Consider the following 23,121-nt stretch of genomic DNA (forward strand, 5'->3'; position numbering starts at 1 on the left):
CAATCATCGTTAGATCTAGGTTTGTAGCGCTACAAAAAAAAGTAAAGCAGGAAAATGCCAGCGTTGCAGGATTGCTTGCCAATCGCGCCCTGCCGTCGCATCCTCTTCGCAGACCAAAGGTTAGCCATGTCCGACGCATCACCGAAAACGACCAAACCCCTTACAATGCATGACATTGCGGCGGCAGCCGGGGTCTCGCCCATGACCGTGTCGAACTGCTTTCGCTATCCGGATCGCGTCCGCGAAAAAACCCGAATCAACGTCATGAAGGTTGCAGCCGAGCTGGGATATGTGCCCAATATTTCAGCAGGGTTGCTTGCTGCGGGCAACTCGAGGGTGATCGGTGCGGTGCTGCCCTCTATGCGGAACTCGTCTTTCTACATGTATACAACCGGGCTGAAACGAGCCGCGCGCGAGAAAGGTCATGATCTGATCACCATGATCGCCGAGACCCCCCAAGAAGAGCTTTCGGCGGTGCAGACACTTCTCGGGCTACGTGTGGCGGGCATCGCTCTGGTTGCCAATCCTCATGCGTCAGAGCTTCGCCAGCTTCTGGCTCTCTCGAACACGCCGGTGGTGGAAAGCTGGGGCTCGGACGACGCGATCGGCACACCAGTCAGCTATGATGTCGGCGCCGCCAGCCGCGCGCTGACCCGACACCTGATCAAACAGGGCCGCCGCCGCATAGGCTTTGTACAGGTCTCAGGCGGGGGCGGATTGCGCTACGCGATGCGCCTCCCTGCCTTCCAGCAAGAAATGTTCAATGCAGGCCTGCCCGAGACTTTGGTGCTATCTATCCGTGCGGCAGACGGTTTCGGATCCGGGGCACGGATACTGGACGAGTTTCTCGCGCTCGAGCCGCGGCTCGACGCCATTCTGTGCCCGACCGATATTGTCGCCGCCGGCGCGGTATTCGAGTGCCAGCGTCGCGGTCTAAGCATTCCCGACGATATCGCTGTAGCGGGCTGGGGCGATTATGATATCGGACGTCAGATCAGCCCGCAGTTGACAACCATAGCTCCTTTCTCGGACGAGATCGGCCGTCATGCGATCCAGGTCATTCTGGGGGGCAATAGAAGCGCACAGAATACGCCGCACAGGCTCGAGATCCGTCAGAGCACCGCCTTTTCAAGGCGAAACGACAAAAAGGCGAAACAACCCTAGGGTTAAGATAGAGCTGTCAGGTATTTTCAACGCCGCGTGGCAGTTGAACCGGATGTTGGCTTTAGGCAGCCATCCCGGTCGTCCTCGATCATAGGAGATGAACTCTCTCCCAAAGGGTGAGCCACTTCAGCGGCGCAAGGCCACGATCGCCTCCAGTCCGGCTAAGGACTTGTGGCACGCTTCCCACGATGGGATGCGTGCCACAAATCAGGGATGCACGCCCTCAGGCAGGCCTATCCGAAGGTAAGCTAAACCTTGACCGCACGGGCACGGTCGAGCGCCAGATCCATCGCCGTATTGGCCTCGGCCACGGGCAGTGAATGGCTGATGATCGCTATGGCGCTGGTGCTCAAGCCCGATATCCTGATTGCCGACGAGCTCACCACCGCGCTCGATGTGACGGTGCAGGCCGAGGTACTCTCGCTCCTCGACGAGTTGCAGCACGAGACCGGCATGGGGCTTCTGATGATCACCCATGATCTGGGCGTGGTGGCCGAGGCCGCCGATCGCGCGGTGGTGATGGAGCGCGGGCTTGTCGTCGAAACCGGCACGCCGCGCGAACTCTATCATGCGCCCAAACATCCCTATACCCGCAAGCTTTTGGCCGCAGCCCCAGGCAAGGGCGAGATGCGCGGCATCGACCCCGCCCCCGAGGCGATCCTCGAGGTGCGTGGCCTCAAGAAGAACTACGGTGGCTTCGAGGCGCTCAAGGAGATCACCTTCACCCTCAATCGTGGCGAGACGCTGGCGGTGTTGGGCGAGAGCGGCTCGGGCAAATCGACCGTGGCGCGACTTCTCCTGAAACTCGAGGCGGCGAGCGGCGGCTCGGTGCATTGGAAGGGACAGGATCTTCTCCCGATGTCGCTCCGCCAGATGGCGCCCTTCCGGCGGCAGATGCAGATGGTCTTTCAGGACCCGACCCAGTCGCTCAATCCGCATATGACTGTTTTCCAGATCATCTCGGAAGCCTGGGTGATCCATCCCGATATCCTGCCCAAAGACCGCTGGACCGCGCGTGTGGCCGAGCTTCTGACGCAGGTGGGGCTAGAGCCCGCCCATGCCGCCCGCGCGCTGCACCAGTTCTCGGGCGGACAGCGCCAGCGGATTGCCATCGCCCGCGCACTTGCCCTCGAGCCCGATCTCATCATCTGCGACGAAGCGGTCTCGGCGCTCGATGTCTCCATTCAGGCGCAACTCATCGACCTGCTGGGCAAGCTGCGCGACGAGCTGGGCATCGCTTTCATCTTCATCGCACATGACCCGCCTGTGGTGCGCGATTTTGCCGATCGGGTCCTGGTGATGAAACGCGGCGAGATTGTCGAACAGGGACCGGTACGCCAGATCTTCGAGGCGCCGCGCCAGAGCTATACGCAAAAGCTTCTGGCAGCAGGGCTCGATGCCGATCCCGATATCCAGTCCGAGCGCCGTGCCGCGCTCGCGGCCGGCTAAGACGGACGGAAGGCGGCTTTACATGTCCCGCAATGAAGGCTGCAACCGTATCTTACGGAATGTCCTGCCGGAGCATACTGCACCGGCACATCAACCAAAGGAACAGCGCAATGACCACGGCATTTCACTACTTCAAATAGGCGTTTGCCGTGACGCTCCTCGGTTTGTGTGCAAGCTTCTGGCTCGGCTGGCGCTTTGGCGGCACTTTCGCGGCTGGAAGCTCTTTCCTCTTGATCTGTGCGGTTCTTGCCGTGCTCGAAATCTCGCTGTCCTTCGATAATACCATCGTCAATGCCAATAAGCTGAAGACAATGGCCCTATGCTGGCAAAAGCGCTTTCTGACATGGGGCATCTTGATCGCGGTCTTCGGGATGCGGATCGTTTTTCCATTGGCCATTGTGGCGATCGCTGCACATATCGGTCCCGTCGAGGCCATCCGCTTCGCCGCCACGCAACCGCAGGATTACGCGCCGATCATGCGCGAAAGCCATCTTGGCATCTCCGCCTTTGGCGGAGCCTTCCTCAGGATGGTCGCCCTCTCGTTCTTTCTCGACGAGGACAAGGAGATCGACTGGATCTCCCGCATCGAGAGCCGCATGCGGGCGGTCGGTAGCATCACCGGCGTCGGTTACAGGCTCGTTCTGGCACTTGTCCTGATCGTCGGAATGCAGCTTGGCACGACCGATCGGGCAACATTCTTCATGGCCACGATTCTGGGGCGCGTCGTCTTCATGGGGGTCGAGGCACTGGCCCATCTTCTGGATGGAAGGCGCGCGGTCAAAGACGCGGCCCGTGCCGGTGGCTTCGGCGCGTTTCTCTATCTCGAAGTGCTGGATGCGTCTTTCAGCTTCGATGGAGTCATCGGAGCCTTCTATTCGATCCTGGCGCTTTCGGTCGTCATGTTCGCGCAGAGCCTCGTCCATGTGCCGGAAGTGGTCACGGGTCTGATCGGGGCCGGGATCATTGCGCTCTCGCTGGTCTCCTCGCTGCGCTTCAACCGTCTGGCGATTTGACGCGTGCGGGGCGGATCCTAAGGCCTGTCGCGCGCGATCGCGCCCCTGCCCGGGTTGCGAAGGAGGGGCCCCGCCCCTCCCCCATCGGCGTCACACGATGCCGCCGCCCCCGCCCCTGACCGCGGGGCGCTTGGCCGCCACTTGCGCGCGATAGCCCGAGCGGCGATAGGTCGCGACCGGATCGATGGCCCCGCCCGCCTCGAGGCGGGCCATCGCGAGGATCGGCTCGATATCGGTGCGGAAAGCCGCGCGCAGGGTGGCCGAGGCCATGAGCGCGTCGTTTTCGTCCTGATACCCCGCAAGGGCCACACGGTCCACGAGGCCCGCCTGCACAGCGGCGCGCTGGATCTCCATGGCAGAGATCATCAGGCTCTCGATCGGATCGGTCACGTTATGCGACTGGTCGATCATATGCGCCAGATCGAGACCGGGGGTCCCTTCGGCATCCACCAACTCGTTCCAGACGAGGAACAGCCGGTAGGGCTCGATCGTGCCCGCATCGAGATCGTCATCGCCATATTTACTGTCGTTGAAATGGAAGCCGCCGAGCTTTCCGGCATGGATCAGGCGGCTCACGATCATTTCGATATTCACATTGGGCGCATGATGGCCCAGATCGACGAGGCACATGGCCTTTTCGCCCAGTTCCTGCGCGGTCAGCAGGCTCGTACCCCAATCCTGCACGACGGTCGAATAGAATGCAGGCTCGTAGATCTTGTGCTCGGAGAAGATCCGCCAATCCTCGGGCAGGCCCTTGTAGATCTCCTTCATGGCGCCCAGATAACGCTCGAACTGGCGGCCCATATGGCTCTGACCGGGGAAGTTCGACCCATCGCCGATCCAGACGGTGAGCGCCTTCGACCCGATCTTCTGGCCGATCTCGATACATTCGAGATTATGCTCGATCGCCTGCGCGCGGGTCGCGGCCTCGGTATGGCTGAGCGAGCCGAACTTGTAGCTATATTCCCCTTCCGTATCCGAGAACGTGTTCGAGTTCATCGCATCGAACCGCAAGCCCAGTTCTTCGGCCTTGGCCGTCAGATCGGCGGGCTCGGCCTTGTCCCACGGGATATGCAGCGAGACGCTGGGAGTGGCCTGCGTCAGGCTCTGGATCACGCCGCAATCGTCGAGCTTGTCAAAGATCGAGGTCGGCTCGCCCGCACCCGGAAAACGGGCAAAACGGGTGCCACCGGTGCCGGTGCCCCAACTCGGAACAGCGACGGCAAAGGCCCTGGCCCGCGCCTTGAGCGCATCGATCTCCACCCCGCGCCGCGCAAGCCGCTCGCCCAGACTGGCATAATCTTGCGCAAGCGCTCCAACGAGCGCCTCGTTGGACTGTGCAATAACATCCTGATCAATCATCTTTTCCTCCGCGCAGGCTCCTCCGCCCGCTTGATAGATCCATGGCGCATCTCTCCGCGCCATGGGCATCTTTTTGCTTTAACGGGTGAAGGCTTCCTTATTGCCCGCATCGACATTGATGATATTGCCCGTCGACTTGGCCGAGGCGTCTGAGGCCAGAAAATAGGCGGCTTCCGCGATATCCTCGGGCAGGACCGAGCGTTTGAGCATGGAGCGAGCGCGATACATCTCTTCCAGCCCGCCCTTGTCGGTGCCATAGGTCGAGGCGCGCTGGTCCAGCCATTCGCCCGACCAGATCTTCGACCCCTTCAGCACCGCATCGGGATTGACCACGTTCACGCGGATGCCCGCCTCCGCCCCCTCCAGCGCCAGACAGCGCGCCAGATGGATTTCCGACGCTTTGGCCGTGCAATAGGCCGAGGCATTGGGCGAGGCCGCAAGCCCATTTTTCGACGCCACAAAAACAATCGCGCCGCCCATATCCTGCGCCCGCATCACCCCGAAGGCTGCGCGCGAGACAAGGAAATAGCCCGTCGAAAGGATCGACATGTTGCGGTTCCACAGCTCCAGCGTCGTTTCCTCGATGGGCGCCGAGGAAGCGATCCCCGCATTCGACACCAGAATATCGATCCCGCCGAACTCGACCGCGATCGCCTCATAGGCGCGGGCCACGGCACCTTCATCGGTCACATTCATTTCTACGGTCCGCACCACATCCGCCGAATGCGCCTGCGCCAGCATCTTGACCGTCGAGGCCAGCGCGCCGCCATCGATATCGGCCAGCATCACACAGGCCCCCTCGCGCAGATAACGCTCGGCGGTGGCCGTGCCGATCCCGCCTGCCCCGCCTGTGACGAGCGCCACGCGACCGGCCAGCGATTTGGGCTTGGGCATACGCTGGAGTTTTGCCTCCTCGAGGAGCCAGTATTCGATATCGAAGGCCTCCTGCTCGGGCAGGCCGCAATAGGTCGAGACCGTCGAGGCGCCGCGCATCACGTTGATCGCATTGACATAGAACTCGCCCGCGATCCGCGCCGTGGCCTTATCCTTGGCAAAGGTGATCATCCCAACCCCAGGCACCAGATAGACCACGGCATTGGGGTCGCGCAACGCGGGGCTGTCGGGATGTTTGCAGCGCTCGTAATAGGCCGCATAGTCCTCGCGATAGGCCGCAATCTGGTCGGGCAGCCCCGCCATCACCGCTTCGAGATTGTTCTCGGCAGGCACGAAATCGACCACCAGCGGGCGGATCTTGGTACGCAGGAAATGGTCGGGGCACGACGTTCCAAGCGCTGCCAGATCACGCATGTCGCGGGCATTGACGAATTCGAGCACCGCCTCGCTATCGTTGAAATGGCCCACCATCGGCTGCTGCCCCGAGACCATGCCACGGATCGCGGGCATCAGACGCGCCGCCACCCCGCGCCGCGCCGCCGGATCAAGGCTTTCATGCACCGGCCCGCCAAAACCCGCCACACCCTTCGTTTCGGTCGCAAAATAATCCATCGCGCGGTTGATGATCTCGAGCGTCAGCTCGTAGCAGGCCTTTGCGTCATCATCCCATGTGAACAACCCGTGGCTCTCCAGCACGACACCCTTGGCCTCGGGGTTCTCGAGGCAGAATTTCTCGAGCCACAGACCCAGCTCATAGCCCGGCTTCTTCCACGGCAGCCAGCCGATCTCGTCGCCGAAAATCTCGGCGGTCAGCTCCTTGGAATTGACCGATGCGGCAATCGCAATGATCGCATCGGGATGCATGTGATCGACATGTTTCTTCGGCACATAGGCATGGAGGGGGGTATCGATCGAGGCCGCACGCGGATTGAGGTTGAAGGTGCAATGCGGCAGATAGCCCACCATTTCGTCCTCATGGGCCAGCCCGCGATATTTCCCCTTCAAAGAGCGAAGCTTGTCCATGTAGAGCGTGGCAAAGCCGTCCATCCTGATCGAGCCGACATCCCCACCGGACCCTTTGACCCACAGCACCTCCACTTCCTTCCCGCTCAGCGGATCGGGCTGCATCACCTTGGCCGAGGTATTGCCGCCGCCGTAATTGGTGATCCGCTTGTCCGAGCCGAGCAGGTTCGAACGGTAAAGTAGCTTTTCGGGCTCGCTCATCGTTGCGGCCATGGCATCATCCCAAAGTGATTGCAGCCGCGCATGCAGCCGTTGATCGACAGTTGTCATCGGTATTCTCCTCCCGAGGAACAGTGTAGACAGGGGTATGCCCTCAAATTGGGGGAAGCGCGGAGGCGTTGTCAATCACATTCGATCATATTTAGTCATTGCCGACAAAATAAGACAGTGTTTGATTGTTTTTGATTGACAGGCGCCATTAAAGATTCGTAGCAATGGTCAAGGAGGAGCAAGATGCACGAGAAAGAACGCCACCGGATCATTCTGTCTGCCGTACAGGATCGCCCCGTTCTGACGGTGGCCGAACTTTGTTCGCTGACAGGCGCTTCCGAGGCGACGATCCGTCGCGACATTGTCTCTCTCGATGAACACAAAAAGCTTCGCCGTGTGCGTGGCGGTGCCGAAGCGCTGCACCCCGGCCATTTCCGCGGGCTGGCGGGACGACCGTTCTCCGTCAATGAAACGATCATGATCGATCAAAAGCGGGCAATCGCGCGGGCCGCCGTCGAATTATGTAGCGAGGGAGAGTCGATCATCATCAATGGCGGGACGACCACATTCCAGATGGTGCATCCGCTGGCCTCGCGCCGCCTGCAGGTCTTTACCAACAGCTTTCCGATTGCCGAGCATCTTCTTCACAACTCGAAGAACACGGTGCTTCTGTCGGGGGGAGTGGTCTATCGCGAGCAGAATATCATTCTCTCGCCCTTCGATAATGACGTGACCCGCAATTTCTATGCGCGGCGGATGTTCATGGGGGCGCAGGGTGTGGGACCCTTGGGGCTGATGGAGGCCGATCCCCTGCTTATTCAAGCGGAGCAGAAACTCATTGGACAGGCCGAAGAGCTGGTGCTGATGGTGGATAGCTCGAAATTCGCGAGCCGGTCGTCTCTGGTGCTCTGCGCCCTCGACCGGATCGATGTTCTGATCACCGATGAGGGGATCAGCGACAAGGATGCGCAGATGCTCGACGCTGCGGATGTAAAGCTGATCGTGGCGCACCCGAACGCCTCGGTCACAACTTCCCCTAACCACTGAAGAGGAGCGGTGGCGAGGGGAGGCAGGTTTCGGGTTTTTTGGGAGGGAAACATGAAGCTGAGAACTTTTCTGACAACAGTGGCGCTTGCCTCGGGCCTTCTGGCCCAGCAGGCCGCCGCCGAGAACATGCGCATCGCCCTTGTGGTGAAGGCGCTCGGCATCGGCTTTTTCGAGGCCGCCGACAAGGGCGCCGAGGAAGCGGCCAAGGAACTGGGCGATGTGGATATCATCTATACCGGCCCTACCGATACTACGGCCGAGGGTCAGATCGAGGTGATCAACGCACTCATCGCGCAGCGCGTCGATGCCATCGCGATTTCGGCCAATGACACCGATGCGCTGGTCCCGACGCTCAAGAAAGCCATGCAGCGCGGGATCACGGTGGTGAGCTTTGACAGCGGGGTGGCACCGGATGGCCGCATGGCACATCTCAACCCCTCGTCCAACGAGCTGATCGGCAAGATGATCATCAAGCTTGCCGCCGACAACCTGCCCGAGGGCGGCAATGTCGCGGTGCTCTCGGCCACCTCGACCTCGACCAACCAGAACATCTGGATCGACGAGATGAAGAAGGATCTGCCGAATTATCCCAAGATCAATCTGGTCGGCACCGTCTATGGCGATGATCTGGCCGATAAGTCCTATCGCGAGGCACAAGGGCTGATGCAGTCGAACCCGGATCTTGATGCGATCATCGCGCCGACCTCGGTGGGGATCGTGGCCGCAGCACAGGCCGTCGTCGATGCGGGCAAGGTGGGCCAGGTCAATGTGACGGGCCTCGGCCTGCCTTCCGAGATGGCGGGGGCCATCGAGTCCGGCGCGTCCAAGAGCTTCGCGATCTGGAACCCGATCGATCTGGGCTATTCGGCGGTCATGATGGCCTATCACCTGAAGAAAGGCGACGCCGAGGCCGAGCCGGGCGCCGAGATCCCGATCGGGCGCATGGGGTCGGTGACGCTCGACGACACCAACTCCGCCGCCATGGCCGAGCCCTTTGTCTATGACAAATCGAATATCGACCAGTTCAAGTCGATCTTCTGATCCCCAGACGATGGCGGGGGGCCGCTGCTCCCCGCATTTTCCATCCGTTTAACGAGGCCCCCATGAGCAAGCAATTTGCGCGGGCTGGTGCCGCATGTCCGGTGCTGTCGCTCAACAAGATCACCAAGAGCTTTCCGGGCGTGAAGGCGCTCGATCAGGTCATACTCAATCTTCATGCAGGCGAGGTGACCGCGCTGATCGGCGAGAATGGCGCGGGAAAATCCACCGTTGTCAAGACCCTGACCGGCATCTACCAGCCCGATGGCGGGCAGATCCTTCTCGATGGTCAACCGGTTTCCTTCCCGACGGCACGGGCGGCCTCCGATGCGGGCGTGACCGCGATCCATCAGGAGACGGTGCTCTTCGAGGAACTGTCGGTGGCCGAGAATATCTTCATCGGCCATGCGCCGCGCACCCGCTTCGGGCTGATCGACCGCCGCGCGATGCGGGCACGGGCGGCCGAGATCCTCGTCTCCATCGGCGCCGAGATCGACCCGCAGGTAAAGCTGCGCGATCTCGGCATCGCCTCGCGCCATCTGGTGGCCATCGCCCGCGCGCTCTCTGTGGACGCCAAGGTCGTTATTATGGACGAGCCCACCGCCGCGCTCAGCCAGAAGGAGATCGAGGAGCTTTACGAGCTGGTCGAGCACCTGAAGGTGCAGGGCAAGGCCATCCTCTTCATCAGCCACAAGTTCGACGAAATCTTCCGCATCGCCGATCACTGGACGGTCTTCCGCGACGGGCAGTTCATCGGCGAGGGGCGGATGTCGGATATCACCGAAGCCCAGCTGGTGCAGCTGATGGTGGGTCGCTCCGTCGACCAGATCTATCCCAAGCGCCCTGCCCGCATCGGGCCGGAGCTGCTGAAAGTCGTGGGATATTCGCATCCGACCGAGTTCGAGGATATCAATTTCACGCTCAATCGCGGCGAGATCCTCGGCTTTTACGGGCTCGTGGGCGCGGGGCGTTCGGAATTCATGCAATCGCTCATCGGGCTGACCCGCCCTTCCAAGGGCGTGACGCGGATCGATGGCGATGTCCGCATCATCCGCTCGCCCGCCGCCGCCATCGAGGCCGGTATCGTCTATGTGCCCGAGGACCGCGGCAAACAGGGCGCGATCCTTGCCCTGCCGATCTTCCAGAATGTCACCCTGCCCTCGCTCAAGCGGCTCTCGTCGCGCGGCTTCACCCGTATGGCCGAGGAATTCGCCCTCGCGCGGCACTATACCCAGCGGCTCGATCTGCGCGCGGCCTCGCTCGACACCACGGTGGGCAGCCTCTCGGGTGGCAACCAGCAGAAGGTGGTCATCGCCAAATGGCTGGCCACCAAGCCCCGCGTCATCATCCTCGACGAGCCGACCAAGGGCATCGATATCGGCTCCAAGGCGGCGGTGCATGATTTCATGTCCGAACTCGCCGCCGAAGGGCTCTCGGTGATCATGGTCAGCTCCGAGCTACCGGAGGTTCTGGGAATGTCCGACCGCGTCATCGTCATGCGCGAGGGCCGGATCGCGGCCGAGCTGACAGGCGATGACCTGACCCCCGAAACCCTCGTGCGCCATGCCGCAGGCATCTCCGGCGCCCAGCCAAGAGGAGAAGCGGCATGAGCCTCCTGAAATCGCGCGAGGCGCTCCTGAGCGGCGCGATCCTCGTCCTGGTGGCACTGGTCGCGAGCCGTTTCCCCGAGTTTATCGCGCCCGGCAACCTGCTCAATCTCTGGACCGACACCTCGCCTCTGGTCATTCTGGCGCTGGGGCAGATGGTGGTAATCCTCACGCGCTGCATCGATCTTTCGGTCGCGGCCAATCTCGCGCTTACCGGTATGGTCTGCGCTATGCTCAACGTGGCCTACCCAGATCTGCCCATCGGGGTCATCGTACTCGTCGCGGTGGGTCTGGGTGCGGTGCTCGGCGCGATCAATGGGGTGCTCGTCTGGAAGCTCTCCATCCCGCCGATCGTGGTAACACTCGGGACGATGACCATTTTCCGTGGTATCATTTTCCTTCTGTCGGATGGCAAGTGGATCAATGCCTATCAGATGAGCGCCGCCTTCACCGGCCTGCCGCGCGCGCAGATCCTCGGCCTGCCTCTCTTGGGCTGGATCGGGATCGCCGTGGCGCTGGTGATGGGGCTCGTGATGACCCGCACCCCCCTCGGGCGCGCCTTCTTTGCCGTGGGCGGCAACCCGCATGCAGCCGTCTATACGGGGCTTAATGTCGGGCGCACGCAATTCACGGCTTTCGTCCTCTCGGGGGCGCTGGCGGGGCTTGCGGGCTATCTGTGGATCTCGCGCTATGCGGTCGCCTATGTCGATATCGCGGGCGGGTTCGAACTCGATGTGGTGGCGGCCTGCGTCATCGGCGGTATCTCGATCGCGGGCGGTGCGGGCACCGTGACCGGCGCGGTTCTGGGCGCGCTTTTCCTTGGCGTGATCAAGAACGCCCTGCCCGTCGCCTCGATCTCGCCCTTCTGGCAGCTTGCCATCTCGGGCGCGGCCATCCTGATCGCCGTGACCGTCAACTCGCGCTCTAGCCGAAGCAAGGGCCGGATCATCCTCAAATCGGCGGAGGCCGCGAAATGAGCATCATATCCAGCGATACCGACTATTCCCCCGCCACGGCGCCCGTGACAGGCCGCCAGATCCCCGACCGCCTGCACTCGCCCGCGCAGCGCTATCTCAAAAGCTGGGAGACGCTTCTGGCCGTGGTGGCGGTGGCGATCTTTATCCTCAACGCGCTCTCCTCGCCCTATTTCCTTGATGCGTGGAACCTCTCGGATGCCACCTTCAACTTCACCGAGAAGGCAATGATCGCCTTCCCGATGGCGCTGCTGATCATCGCGGGCGAGATCGATCTCTCGGTCGCCTCCATCGTCGCGCTAGCCTCGACGATGATGGGGGTGGTGATGCAAGCGGGGTTCGGCACGCCCGCGATCGTGGTGGCCGCGCTCCTCACCGGGCTTGTCTGCGGTATCCTCAATGGCGTGCTCGTCACGCGGCTCGGCCTGCCCTCCATCGTGGTGACGATCGGAACCATGAGCCTCTTCCGTGGCATCAGCTATATCGTGCTGGGCGATGGGGCGTTCCGTGGCTATCCGGCGGGGATCAGCTGGTTTGGTCAGGGCTATACCTTCTGGGTGATCTCAGTCGAATTGGTGATCTTCACCTTGCTGGCGGTGGCCTATGGCATCTTGTTGCACAAAACCAATTTTGGTCGCGCGGTCTATGCGGTGGGCAACAACGCCACTGCCGCGGTGTTCTCGGGCATCCGCGTCGAGCGGGTGAAGATGGTGCTCTTCGTGATGACGGGGCTGATGTCGGGGCTCGCCGCGCTGTGCCTGACCGGGCGGTTGGGCTCCACCCGCCCCTCGATCGGCACGGGGATGGAACTCGAGGTGGTGACTATGGTCGTGCTTGGCGGCGTCAATATCCTCGGCGGCTCGGGCACCATTATGGGCGTGGTGCTCGCGGCCATCGTGATGGGGCTCGTGACCTTCGGGCTGGGGCTTCTCAATGTACCCGGCATCGTGATGTCGATCGTGATCGGCGCGCTCCTGATCGGCGTCATTGCGCTACCGCGCCTGTGGAAGATCTGGTCGAACCGGATCCGGAGGGCCTGATCATGGAGAAATACGCGTTCCGGATGCAGCTCAATCCGGGCTGCTTCGAAGAATACCGCAAGCGCCATGACGAGATCTGGCCCGAACTGACCGCGCTTTTGCGCGAGGCAGGGGTCCGTGACTACTCGATCCATCTCGACCCCGAGACCAATGCGCTTTTTGGTGTGATGTGGCGCGAGAGCGCCAGAGCCATGGCCCCCCTGCCCGACCATCCGGTGATGAAACGCTGGTGGGCACATATGGCCGATATCATGCAGACCCATCCCGATAACCGCCCCGTGGAGACGCCGCTCGTCGCGGTGTTCCATATGCCATGACCCCGCGCCATATCGCTGTCATCGATGTCGGCAAGACCAATGCCAAACTCGCGCTGGTCGATGCACGGAGCCTGAGCGAGCTGGCCGTTGTCACCCGCCCCAATCATGTGATAGAGGGCCCGCCCTATCGCCATATCGATCTCGAGGGTCACTGGGCCTTTTTTCTTGCCGAACTGACACGCTTACAGTCGGAATACGGGATCGACGCGATCTCGGTCACGACCCATGGCGCAGCGGCCGTCCTTCTGGATGCGCAAGGCCAGCCCGCCTGCCCGATGCTCGATTACGAGGATCGCGGCCCCGAGGAACTGGCGGCGAATTATGAGGCGCTCCGCCCGCCTTTTGCCCGCACCGGTAGCCCGCGTCTGGGCGCGGGATTGAACCTGGGCGCTCAACTGCACTGGCTTCTGGCCCGTGATCCAGCGCTGGCGGGGCGCGTGGCCCATATCGTGACCTATCCGCAATATTGGGGGTTCCGGCTGACGGGCGAGATTGCTAGCGATGTGACCTCGCTTGGCTGCCATACCGATCTGTGGGAGCCGCAGAGGGGGCGGTTTTCGGATCTGCCGGACAGGCTCGGGATCGCCGACAAGATCGCCCCCCCGCGCCGGAGTGCCGAGGTACTGGGCCCGATCACGCCCAAGATCGCGGCCCTCACCGGTATGGCGGCAGACACACCTGTCCATTGCGGCATCCATGACAGCAACGCCTCTCTTTACCCGCATCTTCTGGCCAATGAGGCGCCGTTCTCGGTTGTCTCCACAGGGACATGGGTCGTGGCGATGGCAGTCGGCAGCCAAGCTGGTGACCTCGATCCGGACCGCGATCTTCTGGTCAATGTCGATGCGCTCGGCCGGCCCGTGCCCTCGGGGCGTTATATGGGCGGTCGCGCCTATGAGCTGATCTCGCAAGAGGGCGTCGCGCCACCCACGCCCGAAGACCGCGCGGGCGTTCTGGCGCGGGACGTGCGGCTGATGCCCTCGGTCAGCGCCGATAGCGGGCCGTTCAAAGGGCGTCACCATCACTGGACATCCACGCCCCGGACCCCCGGCGAGCGGATGCTTGCCCTCTCGTGGTATCTCGCGCTCGTGACCCGCACCTGCCTTGATCTGGCGCGCGCACGCGGACCGGTCATCATCGAAGGACCCTTTGCCCGCAATGATGATTTTGCCCAGATGCTTGCGATCCTCAGCCCCGAGGGCGTGCGGATCGCGGGATCGGCCACCGGCACCAGCATAGGGGCGGCGCTTCTGGTGACCGGACCGCAGGCATTGGGGGCGATGGCATTTCCTCTCCCCGTTGCGCCGCCCACAGGCGGACCAGCAGACGCCATGCGCCGTTACGCCGCACATTGGTCATACGAGGTAGGAGAGACGACATGCGCCTGAACGATTGCCATAATTTTCACGATTTCCGTCTGTTGGCGAAAAGACGTCTCCCGCGGCCCATCTTTGACTATATCGATGGCGGGGCCGATGACGAGGTGACCCTGCGTCGCAACAGCGCCGCTTTCGGGGCCGTGGATCTGGTGCCCAATATCCTGCGCGGGGTGGCACAGGTGGATCTGTCGACCACGGTCATGGGCCAGCGGATCGAGTTGCCGGTCTATCTCTCGCCGACCGCGCTCCAGCGCCTGTTTCACCATCAGGGCGAACGGGCGACCGCCGCTGCTGCCGAAAATTTCGGGACCATGTGCGGTGTGTCCTCACTCGGCACCGTCTCCATGGCGGAACTTGCGCAGAAACACCGGACCCCGCAGGTCTACCAGTTCTACTTCCACCGCGATCGGGCCCTCAATTCCGCGATGATGCAGGCAGCCAAGGACTGCGGGATCAAGGTGATGATGCTGACCGTCGACAGTATCACCGGCGGCAATCGCGAGCGCGACCTGCGCACGGGCTTCTCGATCCCGTTCCGGCTGACTAAGGGCGGAATGGCGCAATTCGCCCTCAAGCCCGCATGGGGGATCAATTATGTCCGCAGCGAGAAATTCTCGCTCCCGCAGCTCGACCAGCATATCGACATGAAGGGCGACAGCCTGACCATCGGGCGCTATTTCACCGAGATGCTCGACCCTTCGATGGATTGGGACGATGTGGCGCGGATGGTGGCCGAATGGGGCGGGCCGTTCTGCCTCAAGGGGGTGATGAGCGTCGAGGATGCGCGCCGTGCCGCCGATATCGGCTGTGCGGGGATCGTGCTCTCGAACCATGGCGGCCGCCAGCTCGATGGCTCGCGCACGGGCTTCGACCAGCTCGAGGAGATCGTGCAGGCGGTGGGTGACCGGATCGATGTGATGATCGATGGCGGCGTGCAGCGCGGCACCCATGTGCTCAAAGCGCTCGCCTTGGGGGCCAAGGCGGTGGGGCTGGGGCGGGCCTATCTGTTTCCGCTCGCCGCCGCCGGCCAACCGGGGATCGAACGCATGCTCTCGCGCATGCGCGACGAAATCATCCGTGACATGCAGCTCATGGGCTGCGCCAGCCTCTCCGAGCTCCGGCCGGAGATGATCCGGAAGCGTGCCAGCCTGCCTTAGGTGGATCATGCGGTGCGCGTGATGGCGTCCGATCCTTTGGCATGGGGTCAGCCCATGCGGCATGCATCGGGTCAAGCCCTTCGCGACGGCCGCAGGCTTCCCGCAGCGTCGTTCGTGCAAAGAGATCGTAGGCAGAGCGTTGCTGTCCGCGATCTCTTCAGGTCTGGACGGGGGAAGACCTCAGCGACTTGCAAGCTCCGCATTGATGCCCGCCATGTCGCCTTCGAGCCGCTCAAAGGTCTCGGGCAGGTCCAGCTCACCGACGATCAGCTGCGACATCCGCTGCACGATTGCCGCCTGCACCGCCTGAATCCCCGGGAAGGCCGACCAGGCGCGGATCTCGGGCGTGACCTGCGGCGCATTGCGCACGAACACCTCCATCGCGGATTTGGCGCTCTGATCGTCGAGCTGGTAGTGCAGGTCCTTGATCTGCGCGCCCGGAATAACGATGAAGCGCTCGGCCAGCTCGCGCACCACCTTCTCGGAACCAAGGAACTCGACGAGCCGCGCCACCGCTTCCGGATGTTTTGTCGTGTTGAAGGCGGCAAGGAAGGTCCCGCCCGGCATCGGGATGCAACCGCCCTCGCCACAGGGCGCGTCGAGCACCGTCCATTCGAAATCCTGCCCGATCTTGGTCTGGAACGGGTTCACCATCCAATTGCCCGCAAAGTAGGTGGCGACATTCGCATCGATGAATTCATCGCCCATATTCTTGTAGCGCGAGCCACCGGCTGCCCCCCACATCTCGCGAGGGAAGGCACCCGACTGGGTCCAGCTGTAGAGATCGGTGATATAGGCCTTGGCCGCCGCATCGGGGAAGACGATCTTGCCATCCTTGACGAAATGCGCGCCGTAGGAGAAGGCTGGGCCGGTAAAGCGGTGTCCCGAGCGGTCCATCGTGAAGGGAATATCGATCCCCGTGGCTTTTGCCACGCGCTGCGACGCCTCGACGATATCCTCGAGCGTGGCCCCCTTTGCGGGCAGCGGTTCGCCCGCCTGATCCCAGAGCGTCTTGTTGATGAAGGGCAGGTTGAGCGTCTGCGAGAGCATGAAGCCACCGATCTTGTCCTTCGGCGCATCGGGCGCCTTCAGAAGATCGAGGCTCGCGCCATGCAGGGCCGCAAACCCGTCAGGATCCTTCATATAGGGCCTGAGATCGAGTGTGTAGCGCATGAGCCCGTGATCGGCGATCTTGGCCAGATCCGGCCCCTGCCCCACCGCAAGCTGCAAGGGCAGCTGCTCGACGAGCTGCGCATAGCCTGCGGTGATGAAATCGACATCGATATCAGGGTTCTCGGCCTCGAATTCCTCCACCAGCTCCTGCATCCGCGCGATATAGGCGGGGTCGTCATCGGTGAAGGCAAAGCTGATCTTGTCTTGCGCAAAGGCCGCGCCTGCGGCCAGCGCAAGAAGACTTGCGGTTGTAATGATCTTGAACATGGGTCTCCTCCCTTTTTTGCGCAAATTATTGCGCTTTTGTCTTTCTCGTCGGAGGAAATGCTCCAACGCTCCTCTGAAAGACTTCTAGACATTCGGTCAGCTCTGTGCCTAAGTCAATGATATTAAGCCAATTTGGCTTGTGTTAAGGCAATATTTGGGAGGTAGAGCCTTGATCACGACCGCAAACAGCCCCACGCTGTCCGCATCAATTCATAAGAAAACTTTTGCGCAAAATGCCACGCAAACCGTCTGGTGGCCGCTCGGGGAGGGCGAATCTATCAATCGGTGGTTACTGACGCCCGCCGAGGCCGAGCTCTATCACGGCGTGGCGCGTCCGCATCCCGATCAGGTGGATTACCGCTTCGTCAATGGTTGGGTCGCGACCGGCGATCTGCCCTGTCGCGAGGCCTTCCGCGCAATCCTGCCCGATCTGGCACCCGTGCCACCCGCACCCGAAACCTTCACCGAGGTCTATTTCGGCGGCGAGAACCCACGGGTCGATTTCTCGACCTTCTGCTTCGAGCCCACACGGATCGCGCGCTTTGCCCGCGCCCGTCTCGAAAGCCCTGTGGCGCAAGCCGTCACGCTCGAACTCGAAACCTGCGGTGTGCTCCATCTGTGGTGCGATGGCGCGCTTGTGGCCACCCATGCGCCGCTCGATCGCAACATTCCCCATCGCGCCCGCGTCACGCTCGATCTGGGCGCGGGGGCGCATGAGCTGGTGATGCGGCTCGAGGATCTGCACGAGCGCGACACCAGCTGCTTCTTCCGGCTCGGGCTTATCGCGGGGGCGGATCTGCGCGCGGGGGTCGAGGCGGAGGTCGATCCGGCGCGGCTCAGGGATGTCGAGGCGACGCTGGCCGCTTTGCGCACGACAAGGCTCTTCCATCTCGAGGGGCATCTCTGCCTCACCTGCGATCATAGCCCCGCAGCCCCCGTCGAGATCATCCTGCATGACGGGCGCTTCGCCGATGCCAGCACCACGATGAATGTTCTGGCCGACCGCCTGCCTCTGGCCGCGCCTGTGCGCTTCACCATCGCGCGGGCGGGCGAGGTGCATCCGCTCTTCGATGTCGCGGGCATCGCACCGGGCTGCTACGGGCTGGCCTTCAGCGCGCAGGTGGGCGATGTGCGCCTCGACCATGCGCTCGGCACTACGATCATGGGCGAGATCACGCGGCTCGCGGGCGCCAATCTCGCCACCCGCAAGGCCGAGGCGCGGGCGCGCATCGCGCGCGAGGCGGGCGGCAGCATCTCGCGCGGGCTTTTGCTCTTGCGCGAGGGGGGCGCGACCCCCGAGATCGAGGCGATCTTCACCCATACGATGCAGGCCATCGACCGCCGCCATGATTGCGCCGATTTCTGGCTTCTGCCGCTGATCTGGGCCTATCGCGACCATGCCGGAACGGTGCTGCCCAAGGCGCTCTGGGCGCGGGTGCGCCAGTCGATCCTCGGCTTCCGCTACTGGCTCGATGAGCCGGGCAATGATGTGATGTGGTTCTGGAGCGAAAACCACGCCTTCTGCTTCCATGTGGCGCAATACCTCGCGGGCGAGACCTTCCCCGACGAGATCTTCCCGGGCAGCGGCCGGACGGGGCGCGAGCAGAAAGCCCGCGCCGAGGCGCGACTGCAGCGCTGGTTTGCCTCTGTCGAGGAGCATGGTCTGGCCGAGTGGAACTCGTCCTGCTATTACCCGATCGATCTTCTGGGCCTTTTCACGCTGCGCGAATGCTGCCCCGATGCGGGTCCGCGCGCCCGCGCGGATGCGCTGATCGATCGCATCTTCGTGATGTGCGCGCTCCATTGTGTCGAGGGAATGCCTGTGGGCACGCAGGGGCGCGTCTATGAGAAGGAGCTCTTCGCGGGGCCTGCCACCGAGCTTGGCGCGGTGGCGGCCATCGCCTTTGGCGGCATCTGGTGTCAGGGCCACGAGCGGGCGGCAGCCCTCTTTGCGCTCTCCGATTATGTGCCGCCTGCGGCCTGCGCAGGGCTTGCGGATCTGGGCGGGCACAAGACGCTGGTGGCGCGCTATACGCAGGGGCTGGACGATACCGCCAGGCTTGTTTTGTGGAAATCACGCGATGTGCAGCTCTCGTCGGTCACCGGCCATCGCACCGGCGATCCGGGCCATCAACAACATGTGAGCGAGGTGCAGTTTGCCGCCCATCCGCTGGCGCGCAGCTGGATCAGCCATCCGGGCGAGCTGAAGGTCTGGGGTGGCGGGCGGCCCTCCTACTGGATGGCCAATGGCACCGTGCCGCGCGTCTATCAGGAAGGGCCGGTGGCGGCGCTTGTCTATGATCTCGACCGCCATGGCCATCCGGTGCGCTTCACCCATGTTTTCGCGCCGGTCGAACTGCTGGACGAATGCCGGCTCGAGGGGCAATGGCTCTTCGAGCGCTCGGGCGAGGGCTATGCGGCGATCTGGTCCTCGGCCCCGCTCGAGCCGCTCGAAACCGGCCTCTACCGCCATCAGGAATGGCGCAATCACGCGGCCCGCGCGGGCTGGCTCGTCTTTGCCGGATCAGAGGCGACGCATGGAGAATTCGGGCAGTTCATCGCCGCGGCCCGCGCGCTCCGGCCCGGCTTCGATGCGCAGGCGCTGCGGCTCGACTGGCAGCATGACGGCCATCGCTATGCGGCGGATTTTGCCATCGGCGCGCTGCGCGACGGGGCGGCCCTGCCCTTCGCCCCCCTCTCTCTCGTGCCCCATGTCGGTTTCGACGGGGCGCCCCTCACGCCTCTGGAGGTATGAATGACCCTTGATATAGCCCACGATCTGCGCCGCGCGATTGCCGCGCTCTCCACCGGTTTCCTCCGTCTCAAGGGCATTGGCGACGAAGGGATGGACGCCGGTGACGAGATCGTTTTCGACGAATGGGACTGGGAGGTCGGGGTGGGGCTCTATGGCGAGTTCCGCCGCGCCGAGGCCGAGGGCGACACCGCCGCTCTGGCGCGGCTTGCCCGCTGGTATGACCGCCAGATCGCACGCGGATTGCCGCGCCGACAGGTCAACTCGACCGCCCCCATGCTGGCGCTGGCGCTTCTGGCCGAAAGGCTGGGCCCCGAGAATGGGCGCGAGGACTGGCGCGGCCTCATCCAAGACTGGGCGGAATGGCTCCACACCACCATGCCCAAGACCGAGGAAGGCGGCTACCAGCATACCGTCAAGGAGCGCGATAATGACGGCCAGCTCTGGGATGACACGCTGGTCATGGCGGTGCTGTTCGTGGCGCAGGCGGGGCGGATGTTCGGGCGGCGCGACTGGATCGAGGATGCCCAGTATCAATACCTTAGCCATGTCAGGTTTCTGGGCGACCGCGAGACAGGGCTCTTTTTCCATGGCTGGACTTTCGAGGGGCGACATAACTATGCGCGGGCGCTCTGGGCGCGCGGCAATGCGTGGGTGACCATCGCAATCCCCGAGCTCTTCCGCATCTGCCCGCCCGAAGGGGCCGTCGCGCGCTATCTGCGCGAGGTCTATCTGACACAGGTGCGGGCCCTGCGCGCGCTGCAAAACCCAGAAGGGCTCTTCCATACGCTGCTCGATGATCCGGCAAGCCCCGTCGAGGCCTCGGGCACGGCGGGCATTGCCTATGGCGTGCTGGCGGGGCTGCGCGAGGGGCTGATCGGGCCCGAATATGGCGACATCGTCACCCGCGCCCTGCCCGCCCTGATCGGGCGGATCGACGAGAGCGGCTTCCTGCACGATGTGTCCGACGGGACCCCGATGGGCGATACGCTCGAGTTCTACCGGCAGATCCCCAATCTGCCCACACCTTACGGACAGGCGCTGGGAAGCCTGTTTCTGATGGAATACGACCGCGCCGGCTGATCGGTGAGACGATCGGCGGCGCATCCTTTGGGAGGAGGAAAACATGGCGTCTATCCAATTGAAAGGGCTTACCAAGGCCTATGGCGGGCTTGAAGTCATCCACGGCATCGACCTGCAGATCGACGAAGGGGAGTTCGTCGCGCTGGTGGGGCCTTCGGGCTGCGGAAAATCGACGATGCTGCGCATGATCGCGGGGCTCGAGACCATCTCGAAGGGCGAGTTGAGCTTTGATGAGGAGGTGGTCAACCGCCTCACCCCGACCGAACGCGGCATCTCGATGGTGTTCCAGTCCTATGCGCTCTATCCGCATCTGAGCGTGCGCAAGAACCTCTCCTTCGGGCTCGAGAACCTGCGTATGCCACGGCCCGAGATCGAGGCGCGGATCGCCGAGGCCACGCGGATGCTCGAGCTTGGCCCCTATCTCGACCGCAAGCCCAAGGCGCTTTCGGGCGGGCAGCGGCAAAGGGTGGCGATCGGGCGCGCCATCGTGCGCCAGCCGCGGGTGTTTCTCTTTGACGAGCCCCTCTCCAATCTCGATGCGAAACTGCGCGTGCAGACCCGTGGCGAGATCAGCCGCCTGCACCAGCAACTGGGCACCACGATGATCTATGTGACCCACGATCAGGTCGAGGCGATGACAATGGCGCAGAAGATCGTGGTGATGAATGGCGGGCGTGTCGAGCAGGTGGGCCGCCCGCTCGATCTCTTCGAGCGCCCCGCAAATCTGTTTGTGGCAGGCTTCATCGGCAGCCCGCGGATGAACCTCTATCAGGGCGAGATTACCGCGCTCACGCCAGAGGGGGCGCGCATCACCACCCGCGAGACCGGCGGCCTTACCCTGCCTCTGGGCGGCGTCGAGGCAGGGCGCGCGGTGACGCTCGGCATCCGGCCCTCGCATTTCGAGGTGGGGGTCACGGGCCCCGACGCGCTCGATCTGGTCATCGAGCGCGCCGAGAGCTTGGGCCACGAGACCTATCTGCACGGGCGGCTTAACGGGGCCGAGAGCCTCTCGATCCTGCATGTGCCAAACCATTTCGAGGCCCGTACAGGCGATGTCATCCGCGTGCGGCCGCAGGCGGGGCATGTCCATCTTTTCGATACCGAAAGCGGTCTGCGGCTGGGGGCGGCATAATGGCGCGCTCCACCACGTCCCCCGCCACACTCAAAACCGATGCTTCCGAACCTACGCCCCCCGTCCGGCCCTTGTCTGAAGCGGGAACCTGGCTCATGCGCGCCGTTGAATGGCCCTTTGCCGCGCTCCAGAGCCGGATCGGGCCCAAGCGCATGCCCTATGTGTTCGTTGCGCCGAATATGGCTCTCTTCGCGATCTTTGTTTTTGTGCCAGTGTTGCTGGCCATCGGCTATGCCTTTACCGGCGGCACCAATCTGCTTTTATGGGAACGGCCCTATGTGGGCTTCGAGAATTTCGCGCAGCTTTTTGATTGCGAAAGCTATCTCGCGCCCGCCACCTGCCAGCTCGACCTGTTCTGGACCGCGGTCTTCAACACGCTCTGGTATACCGCCTTCAACGCGACCGGCACGCTGGTCGTGGCGTTGATCACCGCGCTGGTTCTCAACCGGCTGACCCGCGGCAAGGCTTTCTTCCGCGCGGTCTTCTTCTATCCGGTCCTCCTGTCGCCGGTGGTGGTGGCATTGGTGTGGAAGTGGTTTCTGGCGCGTAACGGGCTTCTGAACGCGATGCTGGCCGATCTGCTGGGGACGCAGGTGATCTTTTTCCTCGAGGTGCTCTGGTCGCGCTTCTGGGTGATCTATGTCTCGATCTGGTTCCATATGGGCTTTTATACACTGATCATCCTCGCGGGGCTTCAGGCCATCCCGCGCGATATCTACGAGGCCGCCAAGATCGACGGCACCTCCCGCTGGCGGCAGTTCTGGCGGCTGACGCTGCCGCTCCTCTTCCCCAACCTTCTTGTGGTGATGGTGCTTTTGCTGATCCGCAGCGTGCAGGTCTTCGACGAGGCGTGGGTGCTCACCGATGGCGGCGGGCCGGGCACGGCCAATACTTTCGTTGTGCAATTCATCTACGAGACCGCCTTTGCCACCGATGTGCGGCTCTACGGGCTGGCCTCTGCGGCCTCGGTGCTGATGGGGCTCGCGCTTCTGGTGCTGACGCTCCTGCAGCTCTGGCTCGGCAAGAAAATGGAGAACTGA

18 protein-coding genes are annotated in these 23,121 nt (G+C 62.9%); 15 read left to right on the forward strand and 3 right to left on the reverse strand.

Annotation, left to right across the window (positions count from 1 at the left end; all coding sequences use genetic code 11):
- Positions 1-126: 126 nt before the first annotated feature.
- The 3 genes from VSX56_RS14870 to VSX56_RS14880 all read left to right on the forward strand — a co-directional run bounded on the left by VSX56_RS14870 (position 127) and on the right by VSX56_RS14880 (position 3,626).
- A complete protein-coding gene (locus VSX56_RS14870; protein WP_350938252.1) occupies positions 127-1,164 on the forward strand; it encodes a LacI family DNA-binding transcriptional regulator in 1,038 nt (345 codons plus the stop codon).
- Between the two features lie 255 nt (positions 1,165-1,419).
- Positions 1,420-2,613, forward strand: coding sequence for an ATP-binding cassette domain-containing protein (locus tag VSX56_RS14875; RefSeq protein ID WP_350938254.1), 1,194 nt, complete (start codon positions 1,420-1,422; stop codon positions 2,611-2,613).
- 149 nt (positions 2,614-2,762) lie between these two features.
- Positions 2,763-3,626 carry a DUF475 domain-containing protein gene (locus VSX56_RS14880; protein ID WP_350938256.1) on the forward strand — a complete coding sequence of 288 codons (864 nt, stop codon included), beginning with the start codon at positions 2,763-2,765 and terminating at the stop codon, positions 3,624-3,626.
- 90 nt (positions 3,627-3,716) lie between these two features.
- Here VSX56_RS14880 and rhaI read toward each other — a convergent pair whose 3' ends face one another.
- Both rhaI and VSX56_RS14890 read right to left on the reverse strand, forming a co-directional pair.
- Positions 3,717-4,988, reverse strand: a complete 1,272-nt coding sequence (gene rhaI / locus VSX56_RS14885) for an L-rhamnose catabolism isomerase (protein ID WP_350938258.1) — start codon at positions 4,986-4,988, stop codon at positions 3,717-3,719.
- 78 nt (positions 4,989-5,066) lie between these two features.
- Complete coding sequence (locus VSX56_RS14890) at positions 5,067-7,175, reverse strand: bifunctional rhamnulose-1-phosphate aldolase/short-chain dehydrogenase (RefSeq protein WP_350938260.1); 2,109 nt, start codon at positions 7,173-7,175, stop codon at positions 5,067-5,069.
- Positions 7,176-7,358: 183 nt separating this feature from the next.
- Between VSX56_RS14890 and VSX56_RS14895 the strand changes: the two genes are divergently transcribed.
- The 8 genes from VSX56_RS14895 to VSX56_RS14930 all read left to right on the forward strand — a co-directional run bounded on the left by VSX56_RS14895 (position 7,359) and on the right by VSX56_RS14930 (position 15,674).
- Positions 7,359-8,162, forward strand: a complete 804-nt coding sequence (locus tag VSX56_RS14895; protein WP_350938262.1) for a DeoR/GlpR family DNA-binding transcription regulator — start codon at positions 7,359-7,361, stop codon at positions 8,160-8,162.
- Positions 8,163-8,213: 51 nt separating this feature from the next.
- Positions 8,214-9,203 carry a rhamnose ABC transporter substrate-binding protein gene (gene rhaS, locus VSX56_RS14900; RefSeq protein WP_350938264.1) on the forward strand — a complete coding sequence of 330 codons (990 nt, stop codon included), beginning with the start codon at positions 8,214-8,216 and terminating at the stop codon, positions 9,201-9,203.
- Between the two features lie 62 nt (positions 9,204-9,265).
- Positions 9,266-10,810 (forward strand): sugar ABC transporter ATP-binding protein, encoded by a 1,545-nt coding sequence (locus VSX56_RS14905; protein WP_350938266.1) that lies wholly within the window; start codon positions 9,266-9,268, stop codon positions 10,808-10,810.
- Positions 10,807-11,784 carry an ABC transporter permease gene (locus tag VSX56_RS14910; protein ID WP_350938268.1) on the forward strand — a complete coding sequence of 326 codons (978 nt, stop codon included), beginning with the start codon at positions 10,807-10,809 and terminating at the stop codon, positions 11,782-11,784. The genes VSX56_RS14905 and VSX56_RS14910 overlap by 4 nt, the downstream gene beginning before the upstream one ends.
- A complete protein-coding gene (locus tag VSX56_RS14915) occupies positions 11,781-12,821 on the forward strand; it encodes an ABC transporter permease (protein WP_350938270.1) in 1,041 nt (346 codons plus the stop codon). The genes VSX56_RS14910 and VSX56_RS14915 overlap by 4 nt, the downstream gene beginning before the upstream one ends.
- Before the next feature lie 2 nt (positions 12,822-12,823).
- The gene (rhaM, locus tag VSX56_RS14920; protein ID WP_350938272.1) at positions 12,824-13,138 is read left to right on the forward strand and encodes an L-rhamnose mutarotase; all 315 of its coding nucleotides are present in this window, start codon (positions 12,824-12,826) and stop codon (positions 13,136-13,138) included.
- On the forward strand, positions 13,135-14,526 hold the full coding sequence (locus VSX56_RS14925) for an FGGY-family carbohydrate kinase (protein WP_350938274.1): 1,392 nt from the start codon (positions 13,135-13,137) through the stop codon (positions 14,524-14,526). Before rhaM ends, VSX56_RS14925 begins: the two co-directional genes overlap by 4 nt.
- A complete protein-coding gene (locus tag VSX56_RS14930; protein WP_350938277.1) occupies positions 14,517-15,674 on the forward strand; it encodes an alpha-hydroxy acid oxidase in 1,158 nt (385 codons plus the stop codon). The genes VSX56_RS14925 and VSX56_RS14930 overlap by 10 nt, the downstream gene beginning before the upstream one ends.
- Positions 15,675-15,854: 180 nt before the next feature.
- Here VSX56_RS14930 and VSX56_RS14935 read toward each other — a convergent pair whose 3' ends face one another.
- Positions 15,855-17,114 carry an ABC transporter substrate-binding protein gene (locus VSX56_RS14935; protein WP_350938279.1) on the reverse strand — a complete coding sequence of 420 codons (1,260 nt, stop codon included), beginning with the start codon at positions 17,112-17,114 and terminating at the stop codon, positions 15,855-15,857.
- A gap of 169 nt (positions 17,115-17,283) precedes the next feature.
- On the opposite strand from VSX56_RS14935, the gene VSX56_RS14940 reads away from it, so the two are divergent.
- The 4 genes from VSX56_RS14940 (at position 17,284) to VSX56_RS14955 (ending at position 23,121) form a co-directional block, all read left to right on the forward strand.
- Positions 17,284-19,869: a hypothetical protein gene (locus VSX56_RS14940; protein WP_350938281.1), complete on the forward strand. Its 2,586-nt coding sequence runs from the start codon at positions 17,284-17,286 to the stop codon at positions 19,867-19,869.
- The gene (bglB, locus tag VSX56_RS14945) at positions 19,870-20,949 is read left to right on the forward strand and encodes a beta-galactosidase BglB (RefSeq protein ID WP_350938283.1); all 1,080 of its coding nucleotides are present in this window, start codon (positions 19,870-19,872) and stop codon (positions 20,947-20,949) included.
- A gap of 43 nt (positions 20,950-20,992) precedes the next feature.
- The gene (locus tag VSX56_RS14950) at positions 20,993-22,081 is read left to right on the forward strand and encodes an ABC transporter ATP-binding protein (protein WP_350938285.1); all 1,089 of its coding nucleotides are present in this window, start codon (positions 20,993-20,995) and stop codon (positions 22,079-22,081) included.
- A 95-nt stretch (positions 22,082-22,176) separates the two neighbouring features.
- Entirely contained in the window at positions 22,177-23,121 is a 945-nt protein-coding gene (locus VSX56_RS14955) for a carbohydrate ABC transporter permease (RefSeq protein WP_350938287.1), read from the forward strand.

The organism is Thioclava kandeliae (genome assembly GCF_040297545.1).
Classification (GTDB): domain Bacteria; phylum Pseudomonadota; class Alphaproteobacteria; order Rhodobacterales; family Rhodobacteraceae; genus Thioclava; species Thioclava kandeliae.

Bases quoted from the DNA above. Each gene is read 5' to 3' on its own strand.
- VSX56_RS14870 (WP_350938252.1), top strand. From the start codon at position 127: ATGTCCGACGCATCACCGAAAACGACCAAACCCCTTACAATGCATGAC.
- rhaI (WP_350938258.1), bottom strand. From the start codon at position 4,988: ATGATTGATCAGGATGTTATTGCACAGTCCAACGAGGCGCTCGTTGGA.
- VSX56_RS14890 (WP_350938260.1), bottom strand. From the start codon at position 7,175: ATGACAACTGTCGATCAACGGCTGCATGCGCGGCTGCAATCACTTTGG.
- VSX56_RS14895 (WP_350938262.1), top strand. From the start codon at position 7,359: ATGCACGAGAAAGAACGCCACCGGATCATTCTGTCTGCCGTACAGGAT.
- rhaS (WP_350938264.1), top strand. From the start codon at position 8,214: ATGAAGCTGAGAACTTTTCTGACAACAGTGGCGCTTGCCTCGGGCCTT.
- VSX56_RS14905 (WP_350938266.1), top strand. From the start codon at position 9,266: ATGAGCAAGCAATTTGCGCGGGCTGGTGCCGCATGTCCGGTGCTGTCG.
- VSX56_RS14910 (WP_350938268.1), top strand. From the start codon at position 10,807: ATGAGCCTCCTGAAATCGCGCGAGGCGCTCCTGAGCGGCGCGATCCTC.
- VSX56_RS14915 (WP_350938270.1), top strand. From the start codon at position 11,781: ATGAGCATCATATCCAGCGATACCGACTATTCCCCCGCCACGGCGCCC.
- rhaM (WP_350938272.1), top strand. From the start codon at position 12,824: ATGGAGAAATACGCGTTCCGGATGCAGCTCAATCCGGGCTGCTTCGAA.
- VSX56_RS14925 (WP_350938274.1), top strand. From the start codon at position 13,135: ATGACCCCGCGCCATATCGCTGTCATCGATGTCGGCAAGACCAATGCC.
- VSX56_RS14930 (WP_350938277.1), top strand. From the start codon at position 14,517: ATGCGCCTGAACGATTGCCATAATTTTCACGATTTCCGTCTGTTGGCG.
- VSX56_RS14935 (WP_350938279.1), bottom strand. From the start codon at position 17,114: ATGTTCAAGATCATTACAACCGCAAGTCTTCTTGCGCTGGCCGCAGGC.
- bglB (WP_350938283.1), top strand. From the start codon at position 19,870: ATGACCCTTGATATAGCCCACGATCTGCGCCGCGCGATTGCCGCGCTC.
- VSX56_RS14950 (WP_350938285.1), top strand. From the start codon at position 20,993: ATGGCGTCTATCCAATTGAAAGGGCTTACCAAGGCCTATGGCGGGCTT.
- VSX56_RS14955 (WP_350938287.1), top strand. From the start codon at position 22,177: ATGCGCGCCGTTGAATGGCCCTTTGCCGCGCTCCAGAGCCGGATCGGG.